The organism is Marisediminitalea sp. (assembly GCF_984433645.1).
Genome location: NZ_CFIDRX010000083.1, coordinates 6,630 through 18,074, shown reverse-complemented (window position 1 = coordinate 18,074; position 11,445 = coordinate 6,630). Strand labels below are relative to the sequence as shown.

12 protein-coding genes are annotated in these 11,445 nt (G+C 48.2%); 8 read left to right on the top strand and 4 right to left on the bottom strand.

Annotated elements, in window-relative coordinates; translation table 11 throughout:
• The first annotated feature begins 309 nt into the window (after positions 1-309).
• Positions 310-1,548 (top strand): malic enzyme-like NAD(P)-binding protein, encoded by a 1,239-nt coding sequence (locus AC4MRN_RS11925; protein WP_073320777.1) that lies wholly within the window; start codon positions 310-312, stop codon positions 1,546-1,548.
• A gap of 81 nt (positions 1,549-1,629) precedes the next feature.
• On the opposite strand, the gene metJ is transcribed toward AC4MRN_RS11925, so the two are convergent.
• A complete protein-coding gene (gene metJ, locus AC4MRN_RS11920) occupies positions 1,630-1,965 on the bottom strand; it encodes a met regulon transcriptional regulator MetJ (RefSeq protein ID WP_073320780.1) in 336 nt (111 codons plus the stop codon).
• A 147-nt stretch (positions 1,966-2,112) separates the two neighbouring features.
• Between metJ and metF the strand changes: the two genes are divergently transcribed.
• Entirely contained in the window at positions 2,113-3,003 is an 891-nt protein-coding gene (metF, locus tag AC4MRN_RS11915; protein ID WP_488800220.1) for a methylenetetrahydrofolate reductase, read from the top strand.
• A gap of 77 nt (positions 3,004-3,080) precedes the next feature.
• Positions 3,081-3,968, top strand: coding sequence for a virulence factor BrkB family protein (locus tag AC4MRN_RS11910; RefSeq protein WP_073320787.1), 888 nt, complete (start codon positions 3,081-3,083; stop codon positions 3,966-3,968).
• A 67-nt stretch (positions 3,969-4,035) separates the two neighbouring features.
• Here AC4MRN_RS11910 and AC4MRN_RS11905 read toward each other — a convergent pair whose 3' ends face one another.
• Positions 4,036-4,689: a DUF2959 domain-containing protein gene (locus tag AC4MRN_RS11905; RefSeq protein ID WP_491203394.1), complete on the bottom strand. Its 654-nt coding sequence runs from the start codon at positions 4,687-4,689 to the stop codon at positions 4,036-4,038.
• Positions 4,689-4,913 carry a hypothetical protein gene (locus tag AC4MRN_RS11900; RefSeq protein ID WP_491203393.1) on the bottom strand — a complete coding sequence of 75 codons (225 nt, stop codon included), beginning with the start codon at positions 4,911-4,913 and terminating at the stop codon, positions 4,689-4,691. Before AC4MRN_RS11900 ends, AC4MRN_RS11905 begins: the two co-directional genes overlap by 1 nt.
• Before the next feature lie 98 nt (positions 4,914-5,011).
• On the opposite strand from AC4MRN_RS11900, the gene pip reads away from it, so the two are divergent.
• From pip to AC4MRN_RS11885, 3 genes are all read left to right on the top strand, one after another.
• Positions 5,012-5,965 (top strand): prolyl aminopeptidase, encoded by a 954-nt coding sequence (pip, locus tag AC4MRN_RS11895; protein ID WP_491203392.1) that lies wholly within the window; start codon positions 5,012-5,014, stop codon positions 5,963-5,965.
• Positions 5,962-6,399, top strand: coding sequence for a D-aminoacyl-tRNA deacylase (gene dtd / locus AC4MRN_RS11890; RefSeq protein ID WP_491203391.1), 438 nt, complete (start codon positions 5,962-5,964; stop codon positions 6,397-6,399). The genes pip and dtd overlap by 4 nt, the downstream gene beginning before the upstream one ends.
• A gap of 93 nt (positions 6,400-6,492) precedes the next feature.
• The gene (locus AC4MRN_RS11885) at positions 6,493-7,398 is read left to right on the top strand and encodes a bifunctional GNAT family N-acetyltransferase/hotdog fold thioesterase (protein WP_491203390.1); all 906 of its coding nucleotides are present in this window, start codon (positions 6,493-6,495) and stop codon (positions 7,396-7,398) included.
• 66 nt (positions 7,399-7,464) lie between these two features.
• Here the strand turns inward: AC4MRN_RS11885 and rpoH are convergent, their stop codons facing one another.
• Entirely contained in the window at positions 7,465-8,319 is an 855-nt protein-coding gene (gene rpoH / locus AC4MRN_RS11880; RefSeq protein WP_073320807.1) for an RNA polymerase sigma factor RpoH, read from the bottom strand.
• Between the two features lie 266 nt (positions 8,320-8,585).
• On the opposite strand from rpoH, the gene AC4MRN_RS11875 reads away from it, so the two are divergent.
• Entirely contained in the window at positions 8,586-9,809 is a 1,224-nt protein-coding gene (locus tag AC4MRN_RS11875) for an EAL and HDOD domain-containing protein (protein ID WP_491203389.1), read from the top strand.
• A 135-nt stretch (positions 9,810-9,944) separates the two neighbouring features.
• The gene (locus tag AC4MRN_RS11870) at positions 9,945-11,186 is read left to right on the top strand and encodes an EAL and HDOD domain-containing protein (protein ID WP_370242325.1); all 1,242 of its coding nucleotides are present in this window, start codon (positions 9,945-9,947) and stop codon (positions 11,184-11,186) included.
• Positions 11,187-11,445 lie beyond the last annotated feature (259 nt).

Genomic DNA, 11,445 nt, shown 5'->3' with positions numbered 1-11,445 from the left:
CAGAAAAAAGCGCCTTTACGGCGCTTATTTTGTATCTGCTCGCCGTAAATATACCGCTCACCCGCCACTATCGATACATCAAATAAATAGTATTTACAAAATAGATAAACACAAAAAATAGTGAGTATAGTATTCTGTATTTGGCAGTAACTCATCGGACACGTTATTTTAACGGTGTGTAAGCGAAATTGTTTGTATACCATAGCAATTTCACTGTGTTAAAGTTTGCCAACAATAACAATAATAAACTAGCGACTGACGGTCACCTTCATAAAGGTGCTAAAACTAGCATTACAGGATATTTACAGAATGTCAGATTTTCGCCAACGTGCCCTCGATTATCATGCCTACCCTACGCCGGGCAAAATTCGCGTAGAACTGTCCAAACCCGCCGACAGTGTTGATGACCTCGCCCTGGCCTACAGCCCAGGCGTGGCAGAGCCTTGTCGCGAAATCGCAGAAGATCCTAACGCCGCTTATACCTATACCGGTAAAGGCAACATGGTTGCCGTTATCAGTAACGGTACCGCTATTCTTGGTTTGGGTAATTTAGGTCCACTTGCATCAAAACCGGTGATGGAAGGTAAAGCGCTGTTGTTTAAACGCTTCGCCGGACTGGACTCGATAGATATTGAAGTAAAGCACCGCACGACGGAAGAATTCATCAATACGGTTGCCAACATTGCCGACACGTTTGGCGGTATCAACCTGGAAGATATCAAAGCACCAGAGTGTTTTGAAATTGAACAGGAGCTGATCAAGCGCTGTAAAATCCCGGTATTCCACGACGACCAGCACGGCACAGCCATTGTTACCGCGGCTGGGATGCTGAATGCGCTCGAAGTGCAAGGCAAGACCATTGAAGACGCCAAAATCGTGTGTATGGGTGCCGGCGCGGCGGCTGTAGCCTGTATGGAACTGTTAATTAAGTGTGGCGCCCAGCGCGAGCGCATTTATATGCTCGACAGAAAAGGGGTGATCCACACACGTCGTGACGACTTAACACCACACAAGATGCTGTTTGCGAACAATACCGACAAGCGCACCCTTGAGGATGTGATGGAAGGCGCAGACATTTTTGTGGGTGTATCCGGCCCGGATCTGCTTCCGCCAGAAGCCCTGGCACTGATGGCACCTAACCCCATTGTATTTGCCTGTTCAAACCCGGATCCTGAGATCAAGCCTGAAGTAGCATTAGCCACTCGCTCAGATATCATCATGGCAACGGGTCGTTCTGATTATCCAAATCAGGTTAACAACGTATTGTGCTTCCCGTTTATTTTCCGCGGAGCACTGGATGTTCGGGCGACGGCCATTAACGATGAAATGAAAGTGGCTGCTGTTGAAGCGTTACGGGCTATCTCCAAAGAACCCGTACCAGAGGTTGTACTGAAGGCCAGCAAATCGGATTCGTTGTCGTTTGGGAAAGATTACATCATTCCAAAACCTATGGACCCGCGTTTGTGCGCGCGCATAGCGAAAGCCGTAGCACAAGCTGCAATTGATTCAGGCGTTGCCCGTTTAGACGTGGTACCTGAATACAAATAAGCGAGTTAGCAGCTCTCAATACTAAAAACGCCTCAGATGAGGCGTTTTTTGTTTGTGTTCGCGCTAAATGAATTAAGCGCGTTATTCTTCCTCGCTGTCCTCACCTTCCTCGGCATCGGGATCCAGGCCCATTTCCAGCATTATGCGGCGCGCTTCGCCAGGAATACGGTTAGGGTTGTCTTTGCGTAGATCTTCATCATCCGGTAACGGCTGCCCGGTAAAGGCATGCAGGAATGCCTCGCACAACAGCTCCGAGTTAGTTGCATGGCGCAGATTATTAATCTGGCGTCGGGTCCGTTCATCCGTCAGCACTTTCAGTACATTGATGGGAATCGAAACAGTGACCTTTTTAACCTGTTCACTTTTTTTACCGTGTTCTGCGTACGGGTGAATGTACTTTCCGTCCCACTTTGCCATTATTAATTCCAGCTAATGATTATTTATTATGTTGAGAAATTCTAAACAAACCACAGAAAAGGTCAATTGAGCAGTGTAAACCGCTTGACGTCTAGACATATATTCTTTAGTTTAGACGTCTAAACGTCCAGTTGAGAATATTAGATCATGGTGTCATACGCACAAGGGGTCGATGCCCTAAACCAATCGCTGTCAGAACTACGTGACATAGACGTGTCATTTGAATTCTTTCCGCCGAAAACAGAGTCGATGGAAAAGACCCTGTGGAAGTCTGTTGAGCGTTTGGCGCCATTAAACCCGTCTTACATGTCGGTGACCTACGGTGCTAACAGTGGCGAGCGTGATCGTACTCATGACATCGTAAAGCGCATTCAACAACAAACGGGCGTAACCGCGGCACCGCACTTAACCTGCGTTGACGCCACCAAAGACGAACTGAAGCAGATTGCTAAGGATTATTGGGATTCCGGTATTCGCCGCATCGTAGCCCTGCGTGGTGACTTGCCGCCTGGCGTGGAAAAAACAGACATGTATGCGTCTGATCTGGTTGCCCTGCTGAAAGACGTGGCAGATTTCGATATCTCTGTTGCGGCCTATCCGGAAAAACACCCTGAAGCACCAAACGCTCAGTTCGACCTGTTGAATCTGAAACGCAAGGCGGAAGCCGGCGCGACAGAAGCAATTACACAGTTTTTCTTTGACGCGAGCGTATACCTGAGATTCCGCGATCGTGCTGCTGCGGCAGGTATCGACCTGGATATCGTTCCGGGCATATTACCGGTCACAAATTATCAGACGCTGGTGAAGTTTGCAGGCTTCACGAACGTACACGTACCCGGTTACCTGCACAAAATGTTCGAAGGCCTGGACGATGACGATCAGACCACTCGCAACCTGTTAGGCGCCAACATTGCCATGGATATGGTAAAAGTACTGGCCAAAGAAGGCGTGAAGCACTTCCACTTCTATACCCTGAACCGCAGCGAGTTGAGCTACGCTATTTGCCACATGCTGGGTGTGCGTGCCAACGGGAATTAAACGCCCGTATCACAAATTATTTGATGAACCGCAAGGACGCGGTAGACTATGCTTTTTAGCATAGGCAAGGAATTGTTGTGGAAAAGCCTGATTGGCAACAGCTAAGGGAAACCTGGCAACCAAAACTACTGCACTTTGGCACCATCTTCGTTACCCGGTGCCGTACCGACAACATCGCTATCTCGGCAGGACACTTAGCCTACGTTACCCTGTTATCTTTGGTCCCCTTCATCATGGTATTTTTTACCATTTTGTCCGCCTTCCCCGCGTTCGACAAAGTCCGTAGTAAGCTAGAACAGTTTATCTTCAGCAACTTTGTGCCTACCGCCAGTGACGTGGTACATCGGTACATTGGTGACTTTGTAGGTAATGCCTCGCAAATGGGCGCGGTGGGTATTCTTTCGCTATTAGTGGTGGCCCTGCTGCTCATTTCCAATGTCGACAAAACCCTGAACCGCATCTGGCGCACACAAAGCGACCGTCCGCTCATTTACACCTTTGCTATTTACTGGATGGTGATTACGCTGGGCCCGCTGCTCATGGGAGCCAGTGTGTTAATGACGTCTTACCTGACAGGTCTGGCAGAGTTCGCTGAAGAGTATACGCCGGGACTTGGCACATTCATGTTAGAGCTGGTACCCAGTTTTACGGCACTGGCCGCCTTTATTATTTTGTACATGCTGGTACCTAATCGGCGGGTTCCCGCTAAACACGCACTCGGCGGCGCTGTTCTCGCCACCATGCTGTTCGAGTTCAGTAAAAAGGGCTTTGCGCTGTATGTCACCAGCTTCCCATCATATCAGGTTATATACGGCGCGTTGGCTGCGCTGCCTATCCTGTTTTTATGGGTGTACTTGTCATGGATAGTGGTATTGGTTGGCGCAGAATTCACCTGTTCACTGGCTGATGCCTCGGAAACAGAAAAAGGCACCACGGAAGAACCCCGGGATTTACCGACCAAGTAAACGTCAAAGCGCAACGCATACAAAAAAGGTCAGCATTCGCTGACCTTTTTGTTGAACATGAAACGAATTATCCTGCCATGTCAGCAATAAACGCATTCGACTGTGAAATAGCCGTTTGCATATCTTTAAGCAGGCTTTTCACGTCTTTTTCGATAGTGCCTAACTCACCCTGAAGCGCACCAATAGCACTGGCATTCAGGTTGTGCTTTAAGAACAGAACGTTGTCTTGCAGCGTAGACAGCACAGGTTGCATGCTGCTTTCAACACGACGCATTGCCCGTACCATTTTGTTGTACTTCAAGCGCGTTTCTGACAGCTTTTGTTGACTGGTGCGTTTCAGGCTCGCGTTTGAATACTGTTCCAGTTCGGTTTCCCATTCATCAAACAACGCTTCTGCAACGCTTTCAATTTTATCGATGCGATTAGTTACATCATCGGCCGCTTTTTTACTGGCTTCGTACTTATCGCTTAATGCTTCGTACGCTTCCTCAAGTTCACCGCCATCAAATTGCAGTAACGCAGAGAACTCTTCCAGTGCAGACGTGAATTGCTCTTCGGCTTCTTGCTGTGAATCTCTGGCGTCCTCTACGCGGTCAACCAGGATTTCACGCTTTTCTACGCCGACTTTCTCCCAGGCTGCATAGTAGGCGCTCTGGCAGCCAGTTAAAACGAGAAGAAGCAGAACAAGGGCGCCTTGCTTACTCATTTGTTGTAATCTCATCAGGAGGCGCCTTTAAATCTCGCTGCATCTATAATTGCCCACAGTAAGAAAATGGGGACAAGGATATAACCAATCAGTAAAACCACCAGCGCCCAGCTCACTGCATACGCTACGAAAAAGAATAATGCAGCCAATATTCGGCCTTGTACTAACTGCCCCAAACCTGGAATAAAGAAGCTACAAATTGCAGCGATAACGTTACCGCCTGAACCTTGACCAGCCATGAAATTACCTCAAAACAATTACAATTTACACTGTAAACTAAATCAATTAGGGTTAAGTTACAACGATTTCGAATTTTGATTTGTAAGAGAAAATATCAGTGACCACCGTTCGCTATCATCAGGGCCATTTAGACGTTGGCGACAATCACCATATGTATTACGAGTGTTCCGGCAACCCACAGGGCATTCCTGTGCTCATGCTGCATGGCGGTCCAGGCGCTGGATTATCGCCCGATTACACTGACTTTTTCCCTCTGGATGCCTTCCATGTTATCGGTTTTGAACAGCGAGGGTGTGGTCGTTCGACGCCGCATTTATCGCTCACCAACAATACCACCCAACATTTATTAGCCGACATTCGGCGGTTAAGAGAACACCTGGGCATAGACAAATGGTTACTGTTTGGCGGCAGTTGGGGCAGTACACTCGCTTTACTGGCCGCGCTGGAAGAGCCCGACACCATTAGTGGTTTGATTCTGAGAGGTATCTTCCTTGCCCGCCAGCAGGACGTTGACTGGTTCTTAGCCCCACAGGGCGGTGCCGCTCAAGTCTACCCGGATTTATACCCGACTTATATTGAGGACTGCCCTGACGCGACGTCAGTAGAAGATATCGTGCAATATTACCGCAGCCAGTTTGCCGACCTCACGTCGGAGCAGGCTCAGCTCGCCGCAATTAAATGGTATAACTGGGAAGAGAGTATCGCACGGGTATACCCCGGCCCCGGTTACCCAACAACGCTACCCGCTCACCCCACGGTAATGTCGCTGGCTGTACTGGAATGGCATTACATTGCTCAGCAGTGCTTTATTCCTGAAAACGACATTCTGAATCGCGCCGGGGCGCTTGCGCATTTGCCGGGCATCATTATCCATGGGCGATGTGATACAATCTGCAAGCCGGAAAATGCAACCGCATTGCATGAGCGCTGGCCGCTGAGCCAGTTAAATCTTATTGACGGTGCCGGGCACAGTAGCTCGGAGCCGGCCATAAAGCAGGCGTTAAAAAACGCAGTTCAACATTTCAGGACACTATTACAAAACACGTTATGATTGGATTAATTCAGCGCGTATCGGAGGCCAGTGTCACGGTAGACGCTACCACAATTGGCCGCATCGAACAGGGCATGTTGTTGCTGTTAGGCGTCGAAAAAGAAGACGGCCAGGCGCAAATCGACAAACTGGTAAAGAAAGTCAGTCAGTACCGTATGTTCAGTGATGAACAAGGGAAAATGAATCTGAATATTCAGCAAGCTGGCGGTTCTATTCTGGTGGTTTCGCAATTTACCCTGGTGGCTGACACTCAAAAAGGAAACCGACCGGGCTTCTCCCGCGGCGCGTCACCGGAGGTTGGTAAAGCCTTGTACCTCCAATTTTTTGAAGCCCTGAAGGCAACCGGGATCCCAGTACAAACTGGCGAGTTCGGCGCCGATATGAAGGTCCATTTAGTTAACGATGGGCCTGTCACCTTTCACTTCCAGGTATAGCCAAATCTATTCTATTCGTCTTATGTCGCTTGCTGTTAGTGAAGGCATAGGATTTAATGTGTAACCCTGTGAGCAATACGAGACAACTTACTTGTGTTTAAAATCGTAACACCACAAAGCGACGAAGAGTTAGCCGCGTATTATCATTTTCGATGGCAATATCTGCGTCAACCCTGGAACTTTCCGCCTGGTTCGGAAAAAGACGAGTACGAGCAGGTCAGTGAGCACCGCGTAGTTGTCAACAACAATGGGGATATCGTGGCTTGCGGTCGTGTTCACCTTAACACCGCGGAAGAGGCGCAAATACGCCACATCGCCGTCCACAGTGATTATCAGCGTCGAGGGCTTGGCCAACTTATTCTTAATGCACTGGAGGCCGTAGCCAGGGAGCTGGGCGCCATTCGTGCAGTCACCAACAGTCGCGAGATATCCATCGAATTCTTCAAGGCCTGTGGGTTTAAAATTGAACGTGAAGCCCCAAACGAGCTCGGCCTGCTCAAGCGTCAGCAAATGGTCAAAAAGCTCGACGATTTCTCTTTACTGGTATTGCACCCTGATTGGTGTCAGGAATTGCAAAACACATGGTCAGAAACCATCCCGATTACCGAACACATGGGCATTAAACTGCATCAGTATACCGGTAAAACCCTGGAAACCCGCGCTTCGCTGAATAAAAACATCAATATCCACGGCACTATGTTTGCGGGCAGTATTTTTTCTCTGGCCACCCTGACTGGCTGGGGAATGATATTTTTACAGTTAAAAGAACGCGGGCTGAACGGCGATATTGTGTTGGGAGACGGCAATATCCATTACCATAAGCCCATTACCATGAAGCCTCGTGCCGTGTGTAACCTGGAACGATTGAAGGGCAAATTTACCCTGCTGGAAAAAGGCAAAAAGTGCAAGCTGGAGTTGGAAGTGGAAGTACTCGACGATACAACACCAGTGGCCGAGTTTCACGGTATCTACTGGGTACTCCCCCCAACAGAAAAGTAAGCATACTGATTCAGAAACAAAAAACGCCTCGAATGAGGCGTTTTTTAATGCTTGTTTGAAAACAGCTTAGGCGGCCATGGCAGCCTGGAGCTTTTTCATCGCGTTCTTTTCAATTTGACGAACGCGCTCTGCGGATACCTGATACTTGTCAGCCAGGTCCTGTAGCGTTGTTTTGTCGTCAGCTAGCCAACGGGTTTCGATGATGTGCTGGCTACGCTCATCCAACGTTTTAATCGCTGAATATAAACGTTTTGTTGCGTTAGCGTCCCAATCGTCACTGATTACCGTGGTTTCCACGTCAGCTGACTTGTCTTCCAGGTACTGTACCGGTGCAAAACTGCCGCTTTCATCGTCATCGGCTGACAAATCAAATGCCTGGTCCTGCGAACTCATGCGCGCTTCCATCTGGAGCACTTCTTTGGTGCTAACACCCAGCTCGTCTGCTACCGTTTTCACTTCTTCGTGAGTAAACCAGCCCAAACGCTTCTTGGCTTTACGCAGATTGAAGAACAATTTGCGCTGTGCCTTTGTGGTAGCCACTTTCACAATGCGCCAGTTCTTCAGTACGAACTCGTGGATTTCCGCTTTTATCCAGTGTACCGCAAAGGACACCAAGCGAACGCCTACAGAAGGGTCGAACCGCTTAACTGCCTTCATTAATCCGATGTTACCTTCTTGAATCAGGTCAGCCTGAGGAAGGCCATAACCGGAATATGACTTGGCAATATGCACAACAAAACGTAAGTGAGACATAACGAGCTTACGTGCCGCGTCGATATCTTCGTCTTCACGCAAGCGCAGCGCCAGTGCACGCTCTTCTTCAGCAGACAGCATGTCGATTGAACTTACGGCCTGAATGTAGCCTTCAATGCTACCGCTGTGAGGAACGGACAACGCCATTGTTTGCAAATTATTGCTCATATTCACCTCAAAAAATCCTTAGCACACCAATATAACAAAAAAGTTAACTATGTGCGACGCCAAGACGATAACTCACCGACTTCGCAAACCCTGAATATAGGGTCATTAAATATATTATTCAAGACCGTCTTTATGAAAAAAAGTTCCCAAATGTGTCGAGAATTGAATAGCAATTCATCTTGATATAGGTATATTACAAAAAGTGAATAACAAACGATCAACAATAACAAGTTGTTTGCGCTTAACTGCTGTATTTCGAGGTTTGAATGTTTGCGTATGTAGCAAGGCAACCCATCGTCGACACCAATAAACAGCTCTACGCTTATGAACTTCTGTTCAGAGACGGCGAACGTAACTGTTTCCCCAATATATCGCCCGACGAAGCCACCTCCCGCATTTTAACCGAAAGCCACCTTAACGTTGGTATCGATGAAGTAACCGGCGGCGCAATTGCGTTCATCAACTTTCATACCGATACCCTGCTGTTTCGCTTTCCAACCAGCCTAACCCCTGCTGACGTCGTTATCGAAATTACCGAAACGGTAACGGTTAGCGACCAATTAGTCGCCACCTGCAAACAATTTGCAGAACAAGGTTATGCGCTGGCTCTCGACGACTATGATATCGACGAGAAATGGCTACCGTTACTGCCTTATATCAGTATTGTGAAGTTTGACGTTACGACCGTCACCGACGACCAAATCCGCACCTCAGTACCACTGCTGAAAGAAAACGGTATTAAGCTGGTTGCCGAGCGCATAGAAACGGCACAGCAATTTGAGTATTACCGAGGTTTAGGCTTTGATTACTTTCAGGGATACTTCTTTTCCAAGCCGCAAATACTCAAACACCGTCGCTTAAGCTCCAGTGAACTGAGCATGCTGGAGTTGCTAAAAGAGAGTACTAAACCTGAACTCGATATAGAGCTCATAAACCAGATACTCGAACGCGACGTGTCGTTGTCTTATTTATTGCTTCGTTTTATTAATAATCCGACGGTCAACAAGCGCAACGAAATAACCTCACTCAAACACGCGATGACCTTCATGGGTCAGGAGGAAGTGCGTAAATTTATTGCATTGCTGACGCTAGCCAATTTGTCGGGCGACAAACCCGGAGAGCTGCTTACCATGAGCCTGGTTCGCGCCAAGTTTTGCGAGTCTGTCCTGATTGCGCTCAAACAACGTGACGAGAGTAACGCCGGGTTTCTGACCGGCCTCTTGTCTTTGATTGACACGCTCATGCAGCAGGAAATGCGAACCTTAGTGGAGAAACTGCCTTTGCCAGCCGATGCAAAAGCGGCGCTGTGCGGTTCCAGCAACACCCTTAAAGATTGCCTTTACCTTGTGAAAGCCTTCGAACAAGGGCAGTGGCCTGCCGTTAAAACCCTGGGCACCCGTCTAAAGCTCAAACAGGTTGATTTACACCGGTATTACACAGAAGCGCTGCAATGGGCAACAAGCATGTGCGAAAGTACTGCCAATCAGTGATCGTAGCCTGCCAGAGCCGCGTATTTATATGCATTAAGTCTTAACAAAAGATGGACCAAACTTTAACCATCGGGTAAAGTTTACGGTAGGTCGCTTTGCGCAGACCCTGATGTACGATAAGGATAATGCTGATTAATGTTTGCTTTTATAGCTCGCCAACCCATTTTAGATCGGGAAAAGGATGTCTTCGGTTACGAATTGCTTTTTCGTGACGGCAAGTCTGGCGCCTACCCATCTCACGATGCCGATAAAGCGCGTTATATTGCAGAGCATTTTCATACGTTAGGTCTGGACGATATTTGCGGAGAAAAAACCTCCTTTATCAATTTCCAAAGCGAAACGCTGATTTCAGGTTTGCCTACCGCGTTAAACCCGGAAACTGTGGTTATTGAGTTATCTGATTATCCTATGCAGCAAACCGCACTGGTTGATGCCTGCAAACACGTGAAGCAACTCGGATTTAAACTCGCAATCGATGACCCGGGCATGATCAGCGGTCAGCATTCTATTTTCCCGCTTATCGATATTCTGAAAGTCGACGTTACCAAAGCCAATTACAACATTATCGAGAAAAACATCCCTCGGTTCCTGGCTTCGCATATTCAGTTGGTGGCAGAGAACGTAGATAACCATGACGATTTCGTGGTGTGTCGGGATTTAGGGTTCGATTTCTTCCAGGGCTACTTTTTTGCGACCCCTGAAAAGAAGGTGCAGCGTCAGTTACCTGCATCAAAAATGAACCTCGTGGACTTAATGGGCGAGAGCGCGAGTTCACAGTTCAACCTGGATCGCATCAACCAAATCGTAGAACGCGATGCCGCTTTGTCGTTTTTATTGTTGAAGTTCATTAACAACCCAACTGTTAATAAACGTTACAAGATCACCTCACTTCGTCATGCTCTAAATTACATGGGCGAAGTCGAGATTAAGAAGTTCATTGCCCTGCTGTCACTGGCTAACCTGGGTGACGACAAGCCCCTGGAGCTACTACACATGTCGCTGGTGCGCGCGAAGTTTTATGACTTGCTGGCACAAGAGCGCGGACTCAACTCGGATCCCCCCATTGGTTTTCTGATTGGGCTGTTTTCACTGCTGGATGCCTTGTTAGATCAGGAAATGCCTGACGTATTACGCCAGTTACCGTTAACCGATGAAGTGAACGATGCGTTGTTAGGTAAGTCAGCTGAGTTTAACCATTACAGCAAACTGGTTCGCGCCTTTGAGAGCGCGCTGTGGATGAACGTTATTCGTGAGTCACGTGAACTGAATATAGACCAGAAGTATTTACACAGTCTGTACAACCAGGCCATTGTGTGGGGCAACGGCATCCGCCAAACTATTTCGACCTATTTCCCAAAGAAAGTCGTTACCGGATAGTTCCTGTTTCGAGTTCACTGAGCAGCGCCATACTGCGCCTTATGTGAATCGGCACATCCTAGGTTGTCTCTGTGTATTAACATCGGCCTGAATCACCGCCTCCTGCGTAACCCTGAATCGGCTATACCTCCGTGATCTCTGAATTTCGTATTTCCCCGTCATCCCTGAACCACGCACTTTCCCGTCGTCCCTGAACCGCGTACTTCCGCGCCCCCCCTGAACCGCGTACTTCCGCGCCATCCCTGAACCGCGTACTTCC

What these genes read in the sequence shown, in the direction of transcription:
- AC4MRN_RS11925 (WP_073320777.1), top strand. Translation starts at nt 310, where the DNA reads ATGTCAGATTTTCGCCAACGTGCCCTCGATTATCATGCCTACCCTACG.
- metJ (WP_073320780.1), bottom strand. Translation starts at nt 1,965, where the DNA reads ATGGCAAAGTGGGACGGAAAGTACATTCACCCGTACGCAGAACACGGT.
- metF (WP_488800220.1), top strand. Translation starts at nt 2,113, where the DNA reads ATGGTGTCATACGCACAAGGGGTCGATGCCCTAAACCAATCGCTGTCA.
- AC4MRN_RS11905 (WP_491203394.1), bottom strand. Translation starts at nt 4,689, where the DNA reads ATGAGATTACAACAAATGAGTAAGCAAGGCGCCCTTGTTCTGCTTCTT.
- AC4MRN_RS11900 (WP_491203393.1), bottom strand. Translation starts at nt 4,913, where the DNA reads ATGGCTGGTCAAGGTTCAGGCGGTAACGTTATCGCTGCAATTTGTAGC.
- dtd (WP_491203391.1), top strand. Translation starts at nt 5,962, where the DNA reads ATGATTGGATTAATTCAGCGCGTATCGGAGGCCAGTGTCACGGTAGAC.
- rpoH (WP_073320807.1), bottom strand. Translation starts at nt 8,319, where the DNA reads ATGAGCAATAATTTGCAAACAATGGCGTTGTCCGTTCCTCACAGCGGT.
- AC4MRN_RS11875 (WP_491203389.1), top strand. Translation starts at nt 8,586, where the DNA reads ATGTTTGCGTATGTAGCAAGGCAACCCATCGTCGACACCAATAAACAG.
- AC4MRN_RS11870 (WP_370242325.1), top strand. Translation starts at nt 9,945, where the DNA reads ATGTTTGCTTTTATAGCTCGCCAACCCATTTTAGATCGGGAAAAGGAT.